Source organism: Streptomyces winkii, from assembly GCF_032248595.1.
GTDB classification, from domain to species: Bacteria; Actinomycetota; Actinomycetes; order Streptomycetales; family Streptomycetaceae; genus Streptomyces; species Streptomyces winkii.
In genome coordinates this window covers 448,398-471,027 of the sequence record NZ_JASTTH010000008.1, presented here as the reverse complement: position 1 = coordinate 471,027, position 22,630 = coordinate 448,398, and the positions used below count along the sequence as shown (strand labels likewise).

The window sequence follows — 22,630 nt, the reverse complement described above, 5'->3', positions numbered from 1 at the left end:
CCATCGTCCCAGCGCGGGTACAGCCCGCCGTAATCGGGGCAAGGGCGAGGCCACGGGGAACGCGGACCGCCGGGCCCACGACGAACTGCCCGGACCCGCGACGGAAGAGGACACGGAAGAGGAAGAGGTACGGATTCATGGCTGCTGCGCGCCGCATGGTCGTCGTCGGAGGTGACGCGGCGGGCATGACGGCCGCGTCGCAGGCCCGCAGGCTTCAGGGGCCCGACGAACTGGAGATCGTCGCCTTCGAACGCGGTGCCTTCTCCTCGTACTCCGCGTGCGGCATCCCGTACTGGATCGGCGGCGACGTCGACGAGCGCGACGATCTGATCGCCCGTACGCCCGAGAAGCACCGTGAGCGGGGCATCGATCTGCGGATGCACACCGCGGTCACCGCGCTGGACCTGGACGGCCGGCGGGTGCGCGCCCGAGGGCTCCCCGGAAGCGGTGCGCCCGACGGGGAGTACTGGACGGACTTCGACGACCTCGTCCTCGCGACCGGCGCCCGGCCCATGCGCCCGCCGCTGCCCGGCATCGACTCCGAGGGCGTGTACGGCGTGCAGTCCCTGGACGACGGGCAGGCCCTGCTGGACGCGCTGCACGCGACCGAGCCGGAGGACGGCAGCGGCGGGCGCCGCCGCAGGGCGGTCGTCGTCGGCGCCGGATACATCGGCGTCGAGATGGCTGAGGCCCTGGTCGGGCGGGACTACGAGGTGACCGTCCTCGACCGCGCCCCGCAGCCCATGACGACTCTCGACCCGGACATGGGCGAGCTGGTGCACGACGCGATGTGCGGGATGGGCATGGAGGTGGTGACGGGAACGACGGTCACGGCGATCGAGACCGGAGGAGCAGGGGAAGGGGAAGGAGGCCGGGCGCGCGCGGTCACCACGGAGGAGACGAGCTACCCGGCCGACGTCGTCGTGCTGGGCCTCGGCGTGGTCCCGGAGACCTCGCTCGCCCGGGAGGCCGGGCTGCCGCTCGGCGAATCGGGAGGCCTGCTGACGGACCTGGCCATGCGCGTACGGGGCCACGAGAACATCTGGGCGGGCGGCGACTGCGTCGAGGTCCTGGATCTGGTCTCGGGACGGACCCGGCACATCGCCCTCGGCACGCATGCCAACAAGCACGGCCAGGTCATCGGCGCCGGCATCGGCGGCGGCTACGCGACCTTCCCGGGGGTCGTCGGCACCGCCGTGAGCAAGGTCTGCGACCTGGAGATCGCCCGTACGGGACTGCTGGAGGCCCAGGCCCGCGCGGTGGGCCTCCAGTTCGTGACGGTGACGGCGGAGGCGACGAGCCGCGCGGGCTACTTCCCCGGCAGCCGCCCGATGCGGGTGAAGATGCTCGCGGAACGCGGCACGGGACGGCTGCTGGGCACGCAGATCGTGGGACGGGAGGGCGCGGGCAAGCGCGTGGACATCGCAGCGGTCGCGCTGACGGCGGGCATGACCGTCGAGCAGATGACGTATCTCGACCTGGGCTACGCCCCGCCGTTCTCCCCGGTATGGGACCCGGTGCTGGTCGCGGCGCGGAAGGCAGCGGCGGTGGTGAGGGCGGGCTGACGGCTGACAACCGTCAGACTTTGTCAGCTGCCCGACGCCGTCTCCTCGTGCACATATCCCACCAGCCGCGTCAGCGCGTCCGGGTCCGTCTCCGGCAGCACGCCGTGCCCCAGATTGAAGACGTGGCCCTCCAGCCCGCGCGCCGCGTCCAGCACCCGCCGGGCCTGCACCTCCACGGCCTCGCGCGGCGCGAAGAGCACCGCCGGATCCAGGTTCCCCTGCACGGCCTTGCCGGGGCCGATCCGCCGGGCCGCCTCGTCCAGCGGCACGCGCCAGTCGGCGCCGACGACGTCGGCTCCCGCCTCGCCCATGGCGCCGAGCAGTTCGCCCGTGCCGACACCGAAGTGGATGCGGGGCACCCCGTAGTGCGCCACGCTCTCGAAGACCTTCGCGGAGGCGGGCATGACGGAACGCCGGTAGTCGGCCTCGGAGAGGGCGCCCGCCCACGAGTCGAAGAGCTGCACGGCCGAGGCGCCGGCCTCGATCTGCACCCGCAGGAACGTACTGGTGATGACGGCGAGCCGGTCCAGCAGCGCGGCCCACAGCTCCGGATCTCCGTACATCAGCGCCTTGGTGCGCTCGTGGTTGCGCGACGGGCCGCCCTCGACCAGATAGCTGGCCAGCGTGAACGGGGCTCCGGCGAAGCCGATGAGCGGCGTGCCGCCGAGCTCGCGCGTCAGGAGCCGCACCGCCTCGGTCACGTACGCGACGTCGCCGGGCTCCAGGGGCCTCAGCCGCTCCAGGTCCGCGCGCGTGCGCACGGGCTCCTCGACGACCGGCCCGACGCCGGGCTTGATGTCGAGGTCGACGCCGATGGCCTTGAGCGGTACGACGATGTCGCTGAAGTAGACCGCGGCGTCGACCCCGTGGCGCCGTACGGGCTGGAGCGTGATCTCCGTGACCAGCTCGGGACGCATGCAGGAGTCGAGCATCGCGATGCCCTGACGCACCTTGCGGTACTCCGGCAGCGAGCGCCCGGCCTGCCGCATGAACCACACGGGGGTGTGCGGCACGGGCTCCCGGCGGCACGCCCTGAGGAAGGCGGAGTCGTGCGGGTCGTTCGGCTTGCCGGGCAGCGGGTCGTTGGCACTCACGCACGGCAGTCTCCCACGCCGCGGAGGGGCCGATTACCGGCGAGGTGGCGCGGGGGCGCACCGCCCTCCGTACGTTCCGCTCCGGCGGACGCCGGACGACTGTCACGAGCCGTCAGTTGTCAGCCAATCTCTGTTGCCGCGCGGCCGTCATCCGTTCCCTGACCGCCCCGTGGAGCCTTCCGCGGCTTCAACACCCACCACTCTTCGGCCACTTGCGAGTGTCCCTACCGGTCTGCCGCTCCGGCTCGCCCTACTCTTGCGCCCCATGGCAGCGGCGCGACAAGGGACGGCGGAGGGCTCCGGCAGCTCGGGCGGCGGAGGCGACGGCGCCCCGCTGCCCTTTCAGCGCGCGATGGCGGCCCTGAACGCCGCACACACCAGGCCCGAGGTCCAGCTCTCCCCGCTGCCCGCGCCCAGGCGCCTCGCCCCGTTCTCCTGCGCGCTGTCGGCCGCGGTCATGGACCCCGCGGACGACTCGGCGGAGCTCGCGGACGGCCGCTTCGTGCTGCTCCACGACCCGGCGGGCCAGGAGTCGTGGCAGAGCACGTTCCGCGTCGTCACCCTCACCCGTACCGAGCTGGAGCCGGAGATGGCGGGCGACCCGCTGCTGCCCGAGGTCACGTGGTCGTGGCTGACGGGCGCGCTGGAGGCACAGTCGGCCGCGTACTCGGACTCCAGCGGGACGGTGACCCGCTCCGGCTCGTCCTACTTCGGCGGCCTGGACGAGCGTCCGCCGCAGACGGAGCTGGAGATCAGGGCCAGCTGGACACCGCGCCCCGACGACCCGGCGGCCCCGGACGCCCTGCCCGACATGGGAGTCCATCTGATCGCCTGGTCGGAGCTGCTGTGCCAGTGCGCGGGGCTGCCGCCGGAGGCGGGCGACGGAAGCTCCGTCGTCTCCCTGCCGAAGCGGCGCGGCCCCCAGCCGCTCTGACCGGAGGATCCGTGCCCGCGGCCCGTCAGGACACCCGCCGAAAGGCATGATCGAGCTGCTGTCCGATTCGGGAAATATCGGTCATCAATTGGTGATCTTTCCCTAAAGCAGGGCCCCCGACCTGCCGAAGGAGTCTATGACCCTTCCACACGGAACTCCCCGGCTCACCCCGCATGGTCACCGGAATCGTTCCGTCCGCAGCCAGCCCTCGGAGGCCCGGTGTCTGTTCTTCTTGAGCACCCCACAAGCCTGGTCGCCTACCGCCCGAACAAGCCGACGGCCATGGTCGTCGTGGCCGACCCCCGCGTCCGTTCCACCGTGACCCGACATCTCTGGGCTCTCGGAGTACGGGATGTGATCGAGGCGTCGTCGATCGCGGAGGCGCGTCCCCGAGTCGGCAATCCACGCGACATCTGCGTGGCCGACGTCCACCTCCCGGACGGTTCGGGCCTCAGCCTGCTGTCCGAGACCCGAGCCGCGGGCTGGCCGAACGGCCTGGCCCTCTCGGCCGCCGACGACATCGGCGCCGTGCGCAACGCCCTCGCGGGCGGCGTCAAGGGCTATGTCGTGACCGGCACCCGCAACAACCTCGGCGCCATGCCCACCCGCCACGGAGCGGCCCCGATCGGTGCCGCCGCCGCGCGGATGCACCGCCGCCCCGGCGGCGGCCCCGGAGGTCCGGGGCACCCCGGCGGCCAGCGTGAACTGTCCGGGCGCGAGGTCGAGGTGCTGCGGCTGGTTGCGGAGGGCCAGTCCAACAAGGCGATCGGCGTCTCGATGGGCCTGTCGGCCCTGACGGTGAAGTCCCATCTGGCCCGTATCGCCCGCAAGTTGGGCACAGGCGACCGTGCGGGCATGGTCGCCGTGGCGCTCCGTACCGGCATCATCCACTGATCACGGAGCCCGCCCCCCTACATCTTGAGGCGCCCGCCGGCGGCACGGTCCGCCGGCGGGCGCCTCACGTGCGCCGATCCGCGGCGAGGTGCGCGCGGTGCCGACCGCCGGACGTCCCGCGGCGATTCCGGTGGTACGGGCAACGGTCTGCCCGGACATTCGGACAACCACCCGCCTCCCGCAGCTACCCTTGACCGGTGACCGACGCCCGAGAGACCGCATCAGCAAATCCGGCTAAGGCTCCGACCGAGGACCAAGACCCTGGTCAGGCGCCGGTGCCCCTGCTGGAGCCACGTGAGGGCGTTCCACCCGTGACGGGCGACGAGAGGGCTCTGGCCGAGATCATCGCGGCGTTCGACGCGGGCACCGGGCCGGTCGCCGTGGACGCGGAGCGAGCCTCCGGATACCGCTACGGACAGCGGGCGTATCTCGTGCAGCTGCGGCGCGAGGGCGCGGGCAGCGCGCTCGTCGACCCGGTGGGCTGCCCGGACCTGTCGGGCCTGTGCTCCGTACTCGCCGACTCCGAGTGGGTGCTGCACGCGGCCACCCAGGATCTGCCGTGTCTGCGTGAGATAGGCATGGTGCCCCGGCGGCTCTTCGACACCGAGCTCGCGGGACGCCTCGCCGGGTACGCGCGGGTCGGCCTCGGCGCGATGGTGGAGAACCTGCTCGGCTACACGCTGGAGAAGGGCCACTCCGCCGTCGACTGGTCGACGCGTCCGCTGCCCGAACCGTGGCTGCACTACGCGGCGCTGGACGTCGAGTTGCTGATCGACCTGCGGGACGCGCTGGAGGAGGAGCTGGAGCGGCAGGGCAAACTCGCCTGGGCGCGGCAGGAGTTCGAGGCGATCGCGGCGGCGCCGCCCGCCCCGCCGCGCAAGGATCCCTGGCGCCGTACCTCCGGCATGCACAAGGTGCGCCGCCGCCGTCAGATGGCCGTCGTACGGGAGCTGTGGAACGCCCGCGACAAGATCGCTCAGAAGCGGGACGTGTCTCCCGGCAAGGTGCTGTCGGACTCGGCGATCGTCGAGGCGGCGCTGGCGCTGCCGTCGGACGCGCGTGCGCTCTCCGCGCTGCCCGGCTTCGGCCACCGGATGGGGCGCAAGCAGCTGGACCAGTGGCAGGGCGCCGTCGACCGGGCCAAGGCGCTGCCGGAGTCGGCTCTTCCGCAGCAGAGCCAGGCGACGAACGGACCGCCGCCGCCCCGCTCTTGGGCGGACAAGGACCCCGCTGCCGCCGCCCGGCTCGCGGCCGCGCGCGCGGCGGTGACGGCGCGCGCGGAGGAGCTGAGCATGCCTCAGGAGAACCTGCTGACGCCGGACACGGTCAGGCGGCTGTGCTGGCAGCCGCCCCGCGCGCGTACGGAGGCGGAGGTCGTCTCGGCGCTGCGTGCGCTGGGTGCCCGCGAGTGGCAGATCGAGCAGACGGCGTCGCTGCTCACCGAGGCGCTGGCGACGCCCGCGCCGACCGGCTAGCGCGCGGTTCGCGGGGCGGGGAACGGGACGCGGGGAGAGAGTTCCGGGCCTAGGCTCGCGCCATGGGTGAGCTCTTGCCGTATCTGGTCGTGTCCGGCGCGTTCGCGGCGGTGATCGGCTTCTTCGCGTGGCTGGCGGGCGTCGTCCGGCGCCGTGGCCTCGCCGGAGGCGCGCTGCGCGACGCCCTCGCCGCGCACGACGAGGCGTTCCGGGTGACGGCCCACGACTCGCGCTACGAGATCCAGGCGCAGACGGAGCGCAAGCTGCCGGTGCTCTCGCCCGGCGACCGGCCGGGTGGTGCGGGGGGCGCGCGGCCGGTCGTGCCGCGTCCCCGGTCCCTGCGGCGGCGGCTTCGTCGCCGCAGGGGCGTGCCGCGTCGCCGCTGACGCGAACGGCGGCCACGGCGGGCCCAGTTCAACGGCTCCGGTTCGGCGTTCCGGCCCGGTGCCTCCGGTCCGGCGGAGCCCGGGGAATGGCTGTGTCCGGCGGGGCGCGGGGGGCGGCTGTGCCCGGCCCGGATGTGACGTGTGCCCCTCCCCCGGGACCGCCCTTGCCCCTCAGTTACCCACGGGTAGCATGGCTCGTGGGAAGCGCGCCGTACGGCGTATCTGCACCGCACCTGGAGGAGAGCCAAAGTGCCTCGTACCGCTAGGGACGTCGTCTTCGTCGACGGCGTCCGCACACCGTTCGGCAAGGCGGGCCCCAAGGGCATCTATCACGAGACCAGGGCCGATGACCTGGTCGTGAAGTGCATCCGCGAACTGCTGCGCCGTAACCCGGACCTGCCGCCGGAGCGCATCGACGAGGTGGCCGTCGCCGCCACCACACAGATCGGCGACCAGGGCCTGACCCTGGGCCGCACCGCGGGCATCCTCGCCGGACTCCCGAACACCGTCCCCGGCTACTCGATCGACCGCATGTGCGCGGGCGCGATGACCGCGGTGACGAGCACCGCCGGTTCCATCTCCTTCGGCGCCTACGACGTCGTGGTCGCGGGCGGCGTCGAGCACATGGGCCGGCACCCGATGGGCGAGGCGGTGGACCCCAACCCGCGCTTCGTCTCGGAGAAGCTCGTCGACCAGTCCGCGCTGTTCATGGGCATGACGGCGGAGAACCTGCACGACCGCTTCCCCCATCTGACCAAGGAGCGCGCCGACGAGTACGCGGTGCGCAGCCAGGAGAAGGCCGCCAAGGCCTACGCGAACGGCAAGATCCAGCAGGACCTCGTGCCGATCTCCGTACGCCGCACCAGCGACGAGGGCGGGGAGACCGGCTGGGGCCTGGCGACGCAGGACGAGCCGATGCGTCCCGGCACGACGCTGGAGAGCCTGGCCGGGCTGAAGACTCCCTTCCGCGCGCACGGCCGCGTCACCCCGGGCAACGCCGCCGGGCTCAACGACGGTGCGACGGCCTCGCTGATCGCCGCCGAGGACTTCGCCGAGGAGCTGGGCCTGCCGGTGAGGATGCGGCTCGTCAGCTACGCGTTCGCCGGTGTGGAGCCGGAGGTCATGGGCGTCGGGCCCGTGCCGTCCACGCAGAAGGCGCTGGCGAAGGCCGGGCTGTCGATCGACGACATCGGGCTCTTCGAGGTCAACGAGGCGTTCGCCGTGCAGGTGCTGGCGCTTCTGGACCACTACGGCATCGCCGACGACGACCCGCGCGTCAACCAGTACGGCGGCGCGATCGCCTACGGCCACCCGCTGGCCTCGTCCGGCGTGCGACTGATGACGCAGCTGGCGCGGCAGTTCGAGGAACAGCCGCACGTGCGCTACGGGCTGACGACGATGTGTGTCGGCTTCGGCATGGGTGGAACCGTGATCTGGGAGAACCCGAACTGGAACGAAGGGGCAGGCAAGTGAGCACCGACACCGCCGAGTTGCTGAAGGGCGCCGCCGAACTGTTCCCGGACGAGGTCGTCACGCAGGCGCACGTGCGCCACCTCGACCTGCCGGGCGGGGCGGGCCGGTTCGCTCTCATCACGCTGGACAACGGCTTCGACCACACCAAGCCGACGACGTTCGGGCCGGCCTCGCTGGCGAACCTGGACGCCGCGATCGACCAGGTCGAGAAGGAGGCGAAGGACGGCGGGATCGTCGGTGTGGGCATCACCGGCAAGCCGTTCATCTTCGCCGTCGGCGCCGACCTCAAGGGCGTCGAACTGCTCAAGGAGCACAAGGACGCGCTCGCGATCGGAAAGGGCGGCCACGCGGTCTTCCGGCGGCTTGGCGACCTGGGCGTGCCGACCTTCGCGTACTACAACGGCGCCGCGATGGGCGGCGGCGTCGAGGTGGGGCTGCACTGCACGTACCGCACCGTCTCGCAGGCCGTGCCGGCGTTCGGACTGCCGGAGGTCTTCCTCGGGCTGGTGCCCGGCTGGGGCGGCTGCGCGCTGCTGCCGAACCTCATCGGCGCCGACCGCGCGGTCTCCGTCATCATCGAGAACTCCCTCAACCAGAACAAGCAGCTCAAGGGTCCGCAGGTCTACGAACTGGGCATCGCCGACGCCCTGTTCGAGGGCGCCGACTTCCTGGAGCAGTCGCTGCGCTGGACGGCGTCCGTGCTCAAGGGCGAGACCGAGGTCGTACGGGCCGAGGTCGACCGCGACGAGGCGTGGGACCAGGCCGTGGCCCGCGGCAGGCAGATCGCCGACGACAAGGTGCACGGCGCCGCACCCGCCGCCTACCGCGCGCTCGACATCATCGCCGCGGCCAAGAGCGGCGATCTGCGCGCGGGCTTCGACGCGGAGGACAAGGCGCTCGCCGACCTGATCATGGGCGGCGAACTGCGCAGCGGGATCTACGCGTTCAACCTGGTGCAGAAGCGCGCCAAGCGGCCGGCGGGTGCTCCGGACAAGTCGCTCGCCCGCCCCGTCACCAAGGTCGGCGTGGTGGGCGCCGGGCTGATGGCCTCGCAGCTGGCGATGCTCTTCGCGCGCCGCCTGGAGGTGCCGGTCGTGCTGACCGACATCGACCAGGAGCGCGTGGACAAGGGCGTTTCGTACGTCCACGAGGAGATCGACAAGCTGCTGCTGAAGGGCCGCGTCAACCAGGACAAGGCGAACCGGCTGAAGGCGCTGGTGACCGGGTCGCTGGACAAGGCCGCGGCGTTCGCGGACGCGGACTTCGTCATCGAGGCCGTCTTCGAGGAGATGTCCCTCAAGCAGAAGATCTTCGCGGAGGTCGAGGCGGTCGTGCCGGAGCACGCCATCCTCGCCACCAACACCTCGTCGCTGTCGGTCACCGAGATGGCCTCGCAGCTCAGCCACCCCGAACGGGTCGTCGGCTTCCACTTCTTCAACCCGGTCGCCGTGCTGCCGCTGCTGGAGATCGTACGGGCGGAGCGCACCGACGACGCCTCGCTGGCGACCGCATTCTCGGTCGCCAAGTCCCTGAAGAAGACGGCGGTTCTGGTCAAGGACGCGCCGGCCTTCGTCGTCAACCGGGTGCTGACCCGCTTCCTCGGCGAGGTGCTCCGCTCGATCGACGAGGGCACGCCGGTCGAGGTCGCCGACCGCGCGCTGGCTCCGCTGGGGCTGCCGATGTCGCCGATCGTGCTGCTGGAGCTGGTCGGTCCGGCCGTCGCGCACCACGTCTCGGGCACGCTGCACGCCGCGTTCCCCGACCGGTTCGGGGTCTCGGAGAACCTCGGCCGGATCGTCGAGGCGGGCAAGCGCAACCTCTACGTCCACGACTCGGGGAAGCCCGAGCTGGACCCGGAGGTCGAAGCCCTCTTCCAGACCGGCGACGTCGTGCTCACCGAGGAGCAGGTGCGCGAGCGGGCGCTGGACGCCATCGCGCAGGAGGTCCGCCTCATGCTCGACGAGGGCGTCGTCGCGGAGGCGCAGGACATCGACCTGTGCCTGATCACCGGAGCCGGCTGGCCGTTCCACCTGGGCGGGATCACCCCCTACCTGGACCGGGAGGGCGTCAGCGAACGGGCCGCCGGGGGCCGCTTCCTGGAGCCGGGGGTCGCCAGCGTCCCCGCATAACGGCTCTTGCCGGCGTACGCGCGTACCAACTGCCGGGATGCGCGCGTACGCACCGACGGCGCCCGTCCGCACAGAGAAGAGCTTGCGGGCGGGCGCTGTTGCGTCTCCCGGATCGGGATCAACGGGCCGCGTGGTGTGAACGGACGTACACAACCGCCCCGTTGAGCGTGCCGGCGCGCTCGTAGCGGCGGTCGAGGTACGCGCGCAGCGTCGGGGTGCGGGCGGCGCCGTAGGGCTTGCCGCGGGAGTCGTCGACGATCAACTCCGGTGGCCGCCGCCGCAGTTCGTCCCGGAAGTAGGGCCAAGCCCCGTCCATCGCGTACCGCTCCCCCACGCGCGCTCCACCCCGTCCGCCGCTGAAGTTGGTGAGGAAGCCCGCGGTGAGATAGCGGGACGCCGGCGTGCGGTCGGCGAAGAAGTAGCCCTCGGGGTGCATGCCCCACAGCAGGACACGGTCGGACGGCGCGGTGCGGGCGCGGACCTCGGCTGCCAGCCGCTGCTGGTGGGCGAGTTCGGCGCGCGGGAAGAGGAACAGCGCCCAGAGCGTGAAGCCCGCCGCGATCACGGCGTTGGCGGCGATCACGGCGACGACGCCGCGCCCGGTGAGGTGCCGCAGCGCTGCGGCGGCCAAGAGCGCGACGGCGGGGGTGAGTTGAAGGAAGTAATGGCCGAAGAACTGGAAGCCGGTGGTCACCGCCGCCGCCGAGGCCGCGAGCCACACCCATACGTCGCCGGTCCCGGGCGATGAGACGTTCAGGGGGCGCCGGGTGCGCAGCACGTACAGCAGTGCCAGCACCATCGGGAGGCAACCCGCCGCCAGCAGACCGAAGTTGGCCAGCGCGCGCAGGAGGGCGTAGCCCGCGGAGCCGTCCGCCGACGCGTAACTGGCGGAGCCGGTGGCCATCCAGAAGGCGAAGCGGGCGGGCCCGTACAGGAGTGCCGCCGCCAGCACTGGGAGCACGGCGGCTGCGGACAGCCGGGCCACGGCCCCCCATCCGGCGCGCCGGGACCACAGCAGCCACAGCACGGGCAGCAGCACGGCGCCGCCGGTCTGCTTGGTGAGCACCGCTCCCGCCACGGCGAGGCCCGCGCAGGCCCAACGGCCGCGGTCCGCGCACCACATGGCGAGGACCGTCCACGGCAGCATGAAGACCTCGAACGTGGCCGCCTGCGTGTCCTCCGGCACGAGGGCGACGGACGCGAGGACGTAGCACACGCCCGCGAGCCCGCCCGCACGGTCGCCCCAGCGGCGCCGCGCGAGCGACGCGAGCAGCGCAGCCCCGGCGAGCACGGCCAGCACGGCGGCCACCCGCAGCGGCCACAGGGACCACGGGGAGCCGTCGCCGAAGAGCGCGAACGCGCCCCGGTACAGCCAGGGCAGCAGCGGCGGCTTGCGGTCCACGACCGTCTCGTAGAGCGTCCCGCCGGCCGCCAACTGCCGTGCCTGCGTGGCGAGATACCCCTCGTCCGGGTTCCACAGCGGACGTGTGAAGGACGGCAGCCGGGACACGGCCACAAGCAGCGTCAGTACGGGCAGCAGCCGCGTCCAGAAGCGGCGGCGCCACTCGTGGGCGGCGGCGGAGGCAGGGATGCCGGCGCTCTCGCCGGGTGGGGGCGCCGTGGTCGTGCGCGAGGGCGGCATGGCCCCAAAGCTAGCGGGGGCGTGGAGGCGTACGTGACGGGGCCGGGCCCCGGGAACCTTCACAGGTGCCCCGAGCCCGGCCCCGAACGCTTCCGGATCTGCGGCCGCTTCGGCCGCCGCCCGATGTGCGGGTGATCCAGCCCCGTACGGACTCAGTCGCGTGCGGCCTCGGCGGCTTCCGTCTCGTACCGCCCGTCCAGCTTCGCGACGAGCCCCGTCACCTGGCGCGCGATGTCCGGTGCGGTGAGCCCGATCTCGGCCATCACATCGGCGCGGGAGCCGTGGTCGAGGAAGCGCTCGGGGATGCCGAAGTCACGCAGCGGGACGTCGACGTTCGCGTCCCGCAGGGACTGCGCGACCGCCGAACCCACGCCGCCCGAGCGGCCGTTGTCCTCGACGGTGACCACGACGCGGTGCTGGTCGGCGAGCGGCGCCATCTCCTCGTCGACGGGCTTGACCCAGCGCGGGTCGACCACGGTCGTCGAGATGCCCTGCTTGTCGAGGAGGTCGGCGACCTCCAGGCACATGGGTGCGAGCGCGCCCACGGAGACCAGCAGGACGTCGGGACGCTGGACGTCCGCGGGCCTGCGCAGCACGTCCATCCGCCCGACGCGGCCGACCGCCGGAACCGCGGGGCCCACCTTGCCCTTCGAGTAGCGCACCACGGTCGGGGCGTCGTCCACCTCGACGGCCTCGCGCAGCTGTGCGCGGACCTGTTCGGCGTCGCGCGGCGCGGCGAGGCGCAGCCCGGGGACGCACTGGAGGACGGACATGTCCCACATGCCGTTGTGCGAGGCGCCGTCGGAGCCGGTGACGCCCGCGCGGTCCAGCACGAACGTGACGCCGCACCTGTGCAGTGCGACGTCCATCAGAAGCTGGTCGAAGGCGCGGTTGAGGAAGGTCGCGTAGACGGCGAAGACCGGGTGCAGCCCGCCGGTCGCGAGGCCCGCCGCGGAGACCGCGGCGTGCTGTTCGGCGATGCCCACGTCGTAGACGCGGTCGGGGAACTCCTCGGCGAAGGCGTGCAGTCCGACCGGGCGCATCATCGCGGCGGTGATGGCGACGATGTCCTCGCGCTCGTGGCCCAGCTTGACCATTTCCTCGCCGAAGACCGAAGTCCAGTCCGCGCCCGAGGACTTCACCGGCAGACCGGTGTCGGGGTGGATGATGCCGACCTGGTGGAACTGGTCCGCCTCGTCCTCCAGCGCGGGCTGGTAGCCGCGGCCCTTCTCCGTCAGGCAGTGCACCAGTACGGGGCCGCCGAAGCGCTTGGCCCGCTGAAGGGCGGACTCGACGGCGGCCAGGTCGTGCCCGTCGATGGGGCCGACGTACTTCAGGCCGAGGTCCTCGAACATGCCCTGCGGGGCGATGAAGTCCTTCAGGCCCTTCTTGGCGCCGTGCAGCGTCTCGTACAGCGGCTTGCCCACGACGGGCGTGCGGTTGAGGACTTCCTTGCCGCGGGCGAGGAAGCGCTCGTAGCCGTCGGTGGTGCGGAGCGTGGCGAGGTGGTTGGCGAGGCCGCCGATGGTCGGCGCGTAGCTGCGCTCGTTGTCGTTGACGACGATGACGAGCGGACGGTCCTTGGCCGCGGCGATGTTGTTGAGCGCCTCCCAGGCCATGCCGCCGGTCAGGGCGCCGTCACCGATGACGGCCACGACGTGGTCGTCCCTGTGGCGCAGCTCGTTGGCCTTCGCGAGGCCGTCGGCCCAGCCGAGGACAGTCGAGGCGTGGCTGTTCTCGATGACGTCGTGCTCGGACTCGGCACGGGAGGGGTAGCCCGACAGCCCGCCCTTGCTCTTGAGCCTGGTGAAGTCCTGGCGGCCGGTCAGCAGCTTGTGGACGTACGACTGGTGCCCGGTGTCGAAGAGGATCCGGTCCTTCGGGGAATCGAACACCCGGTGCAGGGCGATGGTCAGCTCCACCACGCCCAGGTTGGGGCCGAGATGCCCGCCGGTCTTGGAGACCGAGTCGACGAGGAACGACCGCACCTCCCCGGCCAGCTGCTCCAACTGCTCCGGTGAAAGCTCGTCGAGGTCACGCGGTCCCTCGACGCGGGTCAGCAGATCCCACCTTCCCCGGCGCTGCGCCTTGGGGAACTCCACCGCCCCCGACCCGGGATGACGCGCTGAGCGCGGCCCCTTATCCACGGTGCCTCCTTGCCTTCGAGCGTGATCGAGCTGTGCCGATCCGTCGAGTCTAATGTTCCTACCGCAGACGACGTCTCCTGGCTGTGCGAGATCGATCACCCGTCTGGGCGCGGCGTGCGGGGCGGCCAGGCTCACTTGCGGGCCGGAGCGCAAGTCCGGCACACCGCACGGGAAGCGTCCGTTCCGGCGAACGGGAGCGCCCTGCCGGGTGCGGTGGGCCGTCGGGCGCGGGCCCACCCGCCCGCGGGCCGGGGGCCCGCGTCCCCGCACGCCGGTTCACGGGCCCGGTCAACGCGCTTGAGGACTCGGGGGCTTGAGGACTCTGGCCCCGGCGGAGCCCAGGGGCCGCGACCCGGAGCGCCGACCACGGAGCGGCGCGCCGAGGGCCTCCAGCGGGACACCGTCCCGGTGGAGGCCCTACCGCCCCGGGCCCATGAGGGGCGGTCCGGGGCCGGAGCCCCGGGCGGCGGCGGGCAGTGGGGCGCGGAGCCCGTACGGGGTCCGCGCCCTGCCGCGCCAGGTGTGGCGCTACGTGCGCCCTGCCGTCTTCTGCGTACGCCGGGAGACGGAGTCGATGACCACCGCGGCCAGCAGCACCGCGCCGGTGATCATGTACTGGATCTCGCTCGCCATGCCGAGCAGGTTGAGCCCTTGCTGGATGGACTGGATGACGAGGATGCCCAGCAGCGCGGACCAGATCTTGCCGCGTCCGCCGAAGAGGCTCGTGCCGCCGATGACGGCCGCGGCGATGACGTTCATCAGCGTGTTGCCGGCGCCGAGGCTCTTGGTGGCGCCGCCGGAGAGGCTGGCGATGAACAGTCCGCCGAAGGCCGCGAGCATCCCGGCGATACCGAAGACGGTGATGCGGACCCACTCCACGTTGATGCCGGCCCGGCGTGCGGCCTCGGCGTTGCCGCCGACGGCGAAGATCTGCCGCCCGTACGTCGTGCGCCGTACCGCGAAGTCGGCGATGACCAGCACCGCCAGGAACAGCACGAGCGCCAGCGGCAGTCCGCGCGACTGGTTGAGCACGTACGCGGCGACGAAGGCGACCACCGCCATCACGACGGTGCGTACCACGATCTCGCTGACCGGCCGGGACGGCAGCTTGGCCGCCCGGCGCCGCTTGGCGTCCACCAGCAGGGCGGCGGCGTAGGCGAGTACCGCCACGAGGGCCAGGCCGTAGGCGGCGGCGATGTCCTCGAAGTAGTAGCCCGTCAGGTCCTCGACGACGCTGCTCTCCGGAGTGTTGATGCTGCCTTCCTGGCCCATGAGCCAGATCTGGAGGCCGCTCCACCCGAGGAATCCGGCCAGCGTCACCACGAACGCGGGGACGCCGACCTTGGCGAAGAAGAAGCCGTGCAGCGCGCCGATGCCCAGACCGGCGACGATGGCGATGAGCACCGCGAGCCAGTCGTTGACGTGGTGGGTGACGCTGAGCACCGCCCACACGGCCGCCCCGACGCCCGCGACGGAGCCGACCGACAGGTCGATCTCGCCGAGCAGCAGGACGAAGACGATGCCGGTGGCCATGATGCCGGTACCGGCGATGTAGACGCCGATGTCGCTGACGCTTCCCGCGGAGAGGAAGTTCTCGTTCAGCGACTGGAAGATGACGGCGATGATGATCAGACCGAGGACGACGGGCAGCGAGCCGAGCTCACCGCCGCGCACCTTGCGCTTGAACTCCGTCAGATAGCCGGCGAAGCCCTGCTCGCGCACGAGCAGGCGCGGGTCGACGGCGCGGTCGGCGCCGCCGTCCGCGGCGCCGCCGTTGGCGGGGGCGGTGCCCTTGCCGTCCGCGGCCTCGGTGCCGCGCTCCTTGTCGACGGTGTCGCTCACTTCGCCGCCTCCTTGTCCGTACGGGCCTGGCGGCGGGTGACCGCGTTGTCCGAGGCGCCGGTGATCGCGGCGATGACCTCCTCGTGGGAGGTGGTCGCCACGTCGAAGACGCCGTTGTTGCGGCCGAGGCGCAGCACCGCGACACGGTCGGCGACGGCCTGCACATCGGCCATGTTGTGGCTGATGAGGATGACGGCGAGCCCGCGCTCGCGCAGCCGCTCGACCAGGTCGAGGACCTGTGCGGTCTGCTCGACGCCGAGCGCGGCGGTCGGCTCGTCGAGGATGACCACCTTCGGGTCGCCGATCAGGGCCCGGGCGATCGCGACGACCTGCCGCTGACCGCCGGAGAGCGAGGCGACGGGTATCCGGACGCTGGGGATGCGGATGGAGAGCGTGTCGAGCAGTTCCATCGCCCGCTTCTCCATCGCGATCTCGTCGAGGACGGCCGCGTGGCGCGCCTCGTTGCCGAGGAAGAGGTTGGCGACGACGTCCAGGTTGTCGCAGAGCGCCAGGTCCTGGTAGACGGTGGCGATGCCGAGGTCCTGGGCGTCGTGGGGCCGGTTGATGGAGACCGGCCTGCCCTCCCATTCGATGCCGCCCTCGTCGATGGGGTGAACGCCCGCGATGGTCTTGACGAGGGTCGATTTGCCGGCGCCGTTGTCGCCGACGAGGGCGATCACCTCGCCGGGCCGTACTTCCAGATCAACGTCGGTCAGTGCCTGGACGGCACCGAACCGCTTGGAGATCCCGCGCAGCGCCAGCACGGTTTCCTTCGCCACTGGGCCAACTCCGATCTTCGGTCAGGAGCCGCCCCCGCTCTCGGCGGGGGCGGCGGCCTGTGTTCCTTCAGGTTGCGGGGCCGCGCGAACGCGCCGCCCCCGGTGGTCACTTCAGACCGGCTGCCTTGCAGGCCTTGGCGAACTGCGGGGTGCAGATCTGGCCGACCTCGTAGACCTTGTCCTTGAGGATCGTGTCCTTGATGTTGTCCTTGGTCACGATCTGGGCGCTGTAGAGCTGGGCGGGGACGTCCTTCTTGCTCTTGCTGTCGACCTTCTTCGGGGTCAGGGAGTCGATCTTCTTGCCCTGGAGAAGGTTCACCGCGATCTTGGCGGTGGTCTCCGCCTGCGGCTTGATCGCCTTGTAGATGGTCAGCGTCTGGTCGCCCTTGATGATCCGCTGGAGACCGGCGAGTTCGGCGTCCTGGCCGCCCAGCGGCACGTCCTTGACGCCCGCCTTCTTCATGGCCGTGGAGACGCCGCCGGCCATGCCGTCGTTGGCGGCGTAGACGCCGTCGAAGCCGTCCTTGCCGAGCTTGGTGACCGCGGCGCCCATCTTCTTGTTCGCCTCGTCCGGCGACCAGTCCGGGATGTCCTGCTCGTAGACGACCTTCTTGACCTTCTTGTCGAGCACGCTGTGCGCGCCCTTCTTGAACAGCGGCGCGTTCGGGTCCGTGGGCGAGCCGTTGATCATGACGACCCGGCTGTCCTTGGCCTTGTCGCCCAGCGCCTCGACGAGGCCCTGACCCTGCAACTCGCCGATCTTGAAGTTGTCGTAGGAGATGTAGGCGGAGATGTCGCCCTCGGCGAGGCGGTCGTACGCGACGACCTTGACGTCCTTCTTCGCCGCGCGGTCGACCCAGGACTTGGTGGCCTGCGCGTCGACGGCGTCCAGGATGATCGTCTTGACGCCCTGCGCGATGAGCGCGTCGAACTGCTTCTTCTGAAGCTCGGAGTCCTGGTTCGCGTTGTTGTACTTGACCTTGCAGTCCTTGCAGAGGGACTTGATCTTGTCCGTCATGTACGGACGGTCGAACGTCTCGTAACGAGTCGTCTTGTTCTCCGGAAGCAGCAGGCCGATGGTCTTGTTGTCTCCACCGCTGCCGCCGTCGTCGCCGCCTGCCTTGCCACAGGCCGCGAGCGACACCGCCATCGATATGGCAGCCGTACCGATGACGACGCGACGCACCTTTGCGTTCATGGGGTTCCAACCTCCCTGACGAGGCCGCGTCGTTGCGGCCGAGGTGGTCGGAAGTCAACTCCCAGGTCAGTCAAGCGTCAAGAAGTAAATCATTAACGAGACGGCAACGATGCCATCCGTTATCTGTATGAACCCAAACCACCACGTTGTGTGCCCGAACGGATCCGGAGCGGAGGCGAACCCCCGGCTGTCTTCATCCGGCAGTCCCTTCGGTCGCTTCGTCAGGCGGGCGCCGCCACCGCGCCCACGCGCGCCCTGCGTTCACCGTCCACCGTGCCCGCGGCCCTGCCCGCGGGGGAAGGGACGGACGGCTCCAGCAGCGTCGCGTCGCCCATCTCGCTCAGCACCAGAGCCAGCGCGCCCAGCACCTCCGCGCGCCCGCCGAGCGTGCCCGGGACCACGGTCAACTGCCGTGCCGCACTGGGGATCGCGTACCGGGCGACCGAGTCGCGCACCGGCCCCAGCACCACGTCGCCGGCCTCGGCGAGATCGCCGCCGATCACGACCCGGCTGGGGTTGAGCAGGTTGCACAGGTTGGCGACGCCGCTGCCGATGTGCCGGCCGAGATCGCCGACGACCCGGCGGCAGCCCGGGTCGCCCTCGCGCGCCAGCTGGACCACCCGCGCCATCGTGAGATCGGTGCCGTGGCTGGAGTGCAGCAGTGGCAGTACGTAGCGGGCCGCCGTGAAGGTTTCAAGGCAGCCGCGGTTGCCGCAGCGGCAGACCGGGCCCGACTCGTCCAGGGTGATGTGGCCGATCTCGCCCGCCGTTCCGCCCGGGCCGCGGTAGATGTGGCCGTTGATCACGAGGCCGGCGCCCACACCGCTGGCGACCTTGATGTACGCGAGATCCCGCGCGCCACGTCCGTTGCCCCACACCTGCTCGCCGAGGGCGCCCAGGTTGGCGTCGTTGTCGACGTGTACGGGCACGCCCAGCCGGGCGCGCAGCTCCTCGCGCGGGTGGGTGCCGCTCCAGCCCGGCAGGATGGACGTCGAGCCCAGCTCACCGGTCTCCACGTCGATGGGGCCCGGCACGCCGAGGCCGACGCCGATCAGCTTCTCGCGGTTGATGCCCGTGGTGGCGATGAGCCGGTGGACGAGCTGTTCCGCCCGGTCGAAGCCCTCCTCGGCGGAGGCGTCCACGTCGATCGGCTCGGCCTCCTCGGCGAGCACCTGGTGTGCCAGATTGCCGACGGCGACGCGCAGATGGGAGTGCCCGAAGTCGACACCGACGACGGCGCCGGCGTCGCCGCTCAGCGAGACCGCGCGCGCCCGGCGTCCACCCGCCGAAGTGGGGGTGACCTGGACGGTGCCGCTCTCCTTCAGCTCCCGGACGATGTTGGAGACCGTCGCCGCGGACAGCCCTGTGGTCCGCGCGATCTCCGCCTGGGTGAGCGAGCCCGCCATGCGCACGGCCCGTACGACCCGTTCAAGATTCGCCCGGTGCAGCGAGGACTGCGACCCCGGAGTCTCCACCACTGATCCACTCCCGCCTCGACGGCCGGCGCGACCATCGGACCGTCCGCCGTACCGCGTCATCGGGAAACGGCATGTCTCCAACACCTGAACTCCAAGCAGAGCCCGAGCGGTTCTCTCCCGTCAAGACCTTGAACGAGGTGGGTGCTCACATGTGAGACTTTCTACGGAGGGTGAGCGGCGGGGAGCCCCCTACTTCAGCGCACCCGCCGTCAGGCCCGCCACGACCTGCCGCTGGAAGATGATGTACGCCGCGAGCACGGGCAGCATCGCCATCACCAGACCGGCGAACAGACCCGACCAGTCCCCCTTGTAGCCCTGGCTCGCGGCCAGTTCGACCAGCCCCTGGGTGAGCACCCGCCGGTCCGGGTCGGTGTTGAGCACCGTGGGCAGCATGTACTGGTTCCACTGCCCGAGGAAGTTGAAGATCCCCACGCTGATCAGACCCGGCCTCGCCATGGGCAGCATCACCTGGAAGAACGTCCGGGTGTGCGAGGCCCCGTCGATGAGCGCGGCCTCCGCCACCGAGGTCGGCAGCGAGCGGAAGAAGGAGGTCAGGAAGAAGGTGGTGAACGGCAGCGAGTAGGCGATGTACGCCAGGATCAGTCCGTGACGGGTGTTCAGCAGCCCGGTGTTGCTCATCACGTAGAAGAGCGGCACGAGGGCCAGGATGATCGGGAAGCTCATCCCGCCGATGAACAGGAAGTAGAAGAAGCGGTTCCCGGGAAAGTCGAACCGGGCCAGCACGTACGCCACCATGCTGCCCAGGAGCATGGTGCCCACCAGTGAACCGCCCACCACCAGCACGGTGTTGAAGAAGTACTCGCTCATGTGCGCCTGGCTCCAGGCGCGCGCCCAGTTGTCGAAGCTGAGCGAAGTCGGCGGCGACCAGGGCGAGGTGAAGATGCTCTTGTCGTCCTTGAAGGAGGTCATCACCGCCCAGAGCAGCGGCATCACCACCATCACCGCCCACAGGACGAGCATCCCGTGCGAGAAGACGTTGAGCGTCTTCCCCTCGCTGCCCTTCGTGCTCTCCTTGTCGGCGGTGCCGCGCAGTGGGTCCCCGGTGAGAACGCTGCTGACCGTCTCGGTCTCGCGGTCCTCAGGGGGCAGGGTGCCGGCGGTCTTCATCAGTACTCCAGCCTCTCGCGGCGACCGAGTTTCAGTACGACGGCCGCGAAGGCCAGGGTGACCGCGAGCAGCGCGACACCGATCGTGGTGGCGTAGGCGGCCTGCCCGTCGCGGAACGCCTTCAGGTACACGTACAGCGGCAGGACGGTCGTGGAGTAGGCGGGACCGCCCGGGCCGGTGGTCATGATCTGCACCACCGCGAACGCCTCGGCGCCCAGCGCCAGGATGCCCATGTAGATCCAGCCGGACTGCACCGTGTCCCACAGCAGGGGCAGGGTGATCCGGAAGAACGTGGTGATCCGGTCGGCGCCGTCCAGCAGCGCGGCCTCGTAGTAGTCACGGGGTATGGAGGTCATGGCTGCCGAGAAGAGCACGACGAAGAAGCCGACCGTGCACCAGACCATCACCGCCATCACGGCCCACAGCGCGGTCTGCGGGTCCCCCAGCCACTCCGTCTTCAGCGCGGAGAGACCCACCGCGTCCAGCGCCGCGTTGAGCGAACCGCTGCGCGGGTTGTAGGCGAAGCGGAAGAGCAGGGCGACGATGGCGATCGACAGCACCTGCGGGAAGAAGTAGACGATCTTGTAGAAGCTGGACCCGCGCACGCCGGAGACGGCGGAGTTCTTCCGCCTCCGCCCCCCGACATTGATCATGAAGGCGAAGAACAGCGCGAGGCTGATCGTCACCAGCGGCAGCAGCAGGAGGAACAGCAAGCTGTGCTGGAGGGACTTCCAGAAGACGTCGTCGCCGAACAGCTTGATGTAGTTGTCGAAGCCGACCATTTTGAAGTCCGGACTGAGTCCGGTCCAGTCAGTGAACGAGTAGTAGATCGACTGGGCAAACGGCCAGATGACAAAGACCGAGTAGATCGTGAGGGGAACTATCAAGAACCCCACGATGAACCGGTACTTGCCGTGCTCCATTACTCACCGACTCCGATCCCCTGTGGCCTGCCGCCGCTGATGACGTTTGTTCAGTTGTGCTTGTAGTGCGTGATGGAGTCGTCTTCACGCGCCTCGTCGGTGAACTTCTGGGCCTTCTTCATCGCCTCGGCCGGGGTCATGCGGCCGGCCATCATCTCTCCCAGGCAGGCGACGCCGATCTTCTCCTTCTGGAGGGCCACGTACCAGTCCTGGATGCGGGGGTTGACGATGTTCTTGCCCGCCTTGTCGAGGGCCTCCAGGGCCGAGTTCAGGCCGGGGGGCAGCGAGAGGCCGTCGGTGCCGCCGTTGAAGGACGTCAGCGAGGACACCTGCTTGGTGAAGTTCTTCGAGGACTCCTCACCGAGCATGATCCGCATCTGCTCCATGCCGCCGGTGGGGTTCTTGGCCTTGGCCGGCACGATGAACGGCTCGCCGCCGGAGGCCCACAGCGTGCCGAACGGCAGCTTGTCGCCGCTGTCCAGGCCGGAGGGCGCGGCGACCCGCATCTCGAAGTCCTTCGGGGTGGTCTTCTTCGCCTCGTTCTCCACCCAGGAGCCGTTCGGGATGAACAGCGCCTTGCCCTCGTTCCAGGCGGTCTGCGACTCGATGTGGTCCAAGCCCGGGGTGCCGTCGAGGATGTAGCCCTTCTTGTAGAGCTCGTAGTACGCCTCCAGGGCGGCCTTCACAGCGGGCTGCTTCCAGGCGCCGGGCTCCAGGTTGTCGATCTTGTCGAGGACCTCGGGGCCGCCGATCTTGGCCATGAAGGGGTAGAGGCTGAAGGGCAGGTAGTACGGGAACTTGCCCGCGTACGTCCAGCCGGCCATGCCCTTCTTCTTCGCCTTGGCGCAGACGGCGAGCATGTCGTCCCAGTTCTCCGGGTATTCGGCGTCGAGCTTGTCGAGCGCCTTCTGGGAGTACCAGACGCCGTACACGGTGTAGGCGTAGTACATGATCCACACCGGGTTGCCGTCGAACTGGCCCATCTCCACGACGCCGGGACGCAGGGTGTCGCGCACCTTCTTGTTCGGGTCGTCGATGGAGGGCGCGTCCAGCAGCGGCGTGAGGTCGGTGAGCTGCTTCTTGCCCACCAGGACGCCCATGTCCATCTGCTCGGCGCCCGAGTTGTCGATCAGGTCCGGCGGGGTGCCGCCGTTGAAGCGGGGCTGGAGTACGGACTGGATCTTCTGGGTCGACTTCAGCTTGGTCTTGGCCTTGGGGAAGTTCTTCTCGTAGACGGCCTGCGCGTCCTTGGCGTACTTCGTACCGAAGCCGCCGTCGAAGATGTAGACCTCGAGAGCGGCGCTCTTGTTCACGCCGAGGGGGTTGTCCTTGGTCTTCTTGCCCTTCTCGACCTTGTTGTCCTCGCCGCTTCCGCTGGCGCAGGAGGTGAGTGCGCCCACGGCGGGGACGGCTATCAGGCCGGCTGCGGCTGCCTGCTTGATCACATTACGGCGGTTGACGTGGTTGGATCCCATGCTCAAGTCCTCGCCTTCTCCAGGACTCAGGCGGTGTTCCGGTCTCCCGACGACTCGCCCACCGGCGA

17 protein-coding genes are annotated in these 22,630 nt (G+C 70.5%); 7 read left to right on the top strand and 10 right to left on the bottom strand.

Annotation, left to right across the window (positions count from 1 at the left end; translation table 11 throughout):
- The first annotated feature begins 137 nt into the window (after positions 1 to 137).
- Complete coding sequence (locus QQM67_RS25435; protein ID WP_314176779.1) at positions 138 to 1,565, top strand: FAD-dependent oxidoreductase; 1,428 nt, start codon at positions 138 to 140, stop codon at positions 1,563 to 1,565.
- 23 nt (positions 1,566 to 1,588) lie between these two features.
- On the opposite strand, the gene hemE is transcribed toward QQM67_RS25435, so the two are convergent.
- On the bottom strand, positions 1,589 to 2,659 hold the full coding sequence (gene hemE / locus QQM67_RS25430) for a uroporphyrinogen decarboxylase (protein WP_314176776.1): 1,071 nt from the start codon (positions 2,657 to 2,659) through the stop codon (positions 1,589 to 1,591).
- 265 nt (positions 2,660 to 2,924) lie between these two features.
- On the opposite strand from hemE, the gene QQM67_RS25425 reads away from it, so the two are divergent.
- The 6 genes from QQM67_RS25425 to QQM67_RS25400 all read left to right on the top strand — a co-directional run bounded on the left by QQM67_RS25425 (position 2,925) and on the right by QQM67_RS25400 (position 9,950).
- On the top strand, positions 2,925 to 3,593 hold the full coding sequence (locus QQM67_RS25425) for a DUF3000 domain-containing protein (RefSeq protein ID WP_314176775.1): 669 nt from the start codon (positions 2,925 to 2,927) through the stop codon (positions 3,591 to 3,593).
- Between the two features lie 219 nt (positions 3,594 to 3,812).
- Positions 3,813 to 4,487: a response regulator transcription factor gene (locus QQM67_RS25420; RefSeq protein WP_028433019.1), complete on the top strand. Its 675-nt coding sequence runs from the start codon at positions 3,813 to 3,815 to the stop codon at positions 4,485 to 4,487.
- Between the two features lie 197 nt (positions 4,488 to 4,684).
- Positions 4,685 to 5,962, top strand: coding sequence for a ribonuclease D (locus tag QQM67_RS25415; RefSeq protein WP_314176773.1), 1,278 nt, complete (start codon positions 4,685 to 4,687; stop codon positions 5,960 to 5,962).
- Between the two features lie 62 nt (positions 5,963 to 6,024).
- Positions 6,025 to 6,348 carry a hypothetical protein gene (locus QQM67_RS25410; RefSeq protein WP_314176772.1) on the top strand — a complete coding sequence of 108 codons (324 nt, stop codon included), beginning with the start codon at positions 6,025 to 6,027 and terminating at the stop codon, positions 6,346 to 6,348.
- 249 nt (positions 6,349 to 6,597) lie between these two features.
- Entirely contained in the window at positions 6,598 to 7,821 is a 1,224-nt protein-coding gene (locus tag QQM67_RS25405; RefSeq protein ID WP_314176771.1) for a thiolase family protein, read from the top strand.
- Positions 7,818 to 9,950 carry a 3-hydroxyacyl-CoA dehydrogenase NAD-binding domain-containing protein gene (locus QQM67_RS25400; protein ID WP_314176770.1) on the top strand — a complete coding sequence of 711 codons (2,133 nt, stop codon included), beginning with the start codon at positions 7,818 to 7,820 and terminating at the stop codon, positions 9,948 to 9,950. Before QQM67_RS25405 ends, QQM67_RS25400 begins: the two co-directional genes overlap by 4 nt.
- A 118-nt stretch (positions 9,951 to 10,068) precedes the next feature.
- On the opposite strand, the gene QQM67_RS25395 is transcribed toward QQM67_RS25400, so the two are convergent.
- The 9 genes from QQM67_RS25395 to ngcE form a co-directional block, all read right to left on the bottom strand.
- Complete coding sequence (locus QQM67_RS25395) at positions 10,069 to 11,592, bottom strand: ArnT family glycosyltransferase (protein ID WP_314176768.1); 1,524 nt, start codon at positions 11,590 to 11,592, stop codon at positions 10,069 to 10,071.
- A 152-nt stretch (positions 11,593 to 11,744) separates the two neighbouring features.
- Positions 11,745 to 13,694, bottom strand: coding sequence for a 1-deoxy-D-xylulose-5-phosphate synthase (gene dxs / locus QQM67_RS25390; protein WP_314176851.1), 1,950 nt, complete (start codon positions 13,692 to 13,694; stop codon positions 11,745 to 11,747).
- A 573-nt stretch (positions 13,695 to 14,267) separates the two neighbouring features.
- The gene (locus QQM67_RS25385; RefSeq protein WP_399067563.1) at positions 14,268 to 15,581 is read right to left on the bottom strand and encodes an ABC transporter permease subunit; all 1,314 of its coding nucleotides are present in this window, start codon (positions 15,579 to 15,581) and stop codon (positions 14,268 to 14,270) included.
- The gene (locus QQM67_RS25380) at positions 15,578 to 16,345 is read right to left on the bottom strand and encodes an ATP-binding cassette domain-containing protein (protein ID WP_399067595.1); all 768 of its coding nucleotides are present in this window, start codon (positions 16,343 to 16,345) and stop codon (positions 15,578 to 15,580) included. The genes QQM67_RS25385 and QQM67_RS25380 overlap by 4 nt, the downstream gene beginning before the upstream one ends.
- A 121-nt stretch (positions 16,346 to 16,466) precedes the next feature.
- Positions 16,467 to 17,558: a substrate-binding domain-containing protein gene (locus QQM67_RS25375; RefSeq protein ID WP_314176765.1), complete on the bottom strand. Its 1,092-nt coding sequence runs from the start codon at positions 17,556 to 17,558 to the stop codon at positions 16,467 to 16,469.
- Between the two features lie 221 nt (positions 17,559 to 17,779).
- A complete protein-coding gene (locus QQM67_RS25370; RefSeq protein ID WP_314176847.1) occupies positions 17,780 to 19,033 on the bottom strand; it encodes an ROK family transcriptional regulator in 1,254 nt (417 codons plus the stop codon).
- 192 nt (positions 19,034 to 19,225) lie between these two features.
- Entirely contained in the window at positions 19,226 to 20,164 is a 939-nt protein-coding gene (locus QQM67_RS25365) for a carbohydrate ABC transporter permease (protein ID WP_314176763.1), read from the bottom strand.
- On the bottom strand, positions 20,164 to 21,087 hold the full coding sequence (locus QQM67_RS25360; protein WP_314176762.1) for a carbohydrate ABC transporter permease: 924 nt from the start codon (positions 21,085 to 21,087) through the stop codon (positions 20,164 to 20,166). The genes QQM67_RS25365 and QQM67_RS25360 overlap by 1 nt, the downstream gene beginning before the upstream one ends.
- Positions 21,088 to 21,137: 50 nt before the next feature.
- Entirely contained in the window at positions 21,138 to 22,562 is a 1,425-nt protein-coding gene (ngcE, locus tag QQM67_RS25355) for an N-acetylglucosamine/diacetylchitobiose ABC transporter substrate-binding protein (protein WP_314176759.1), read from the bottom strand.
- Positions 22,563 to 22,630 lie beyond the last annotated feature (68 nt).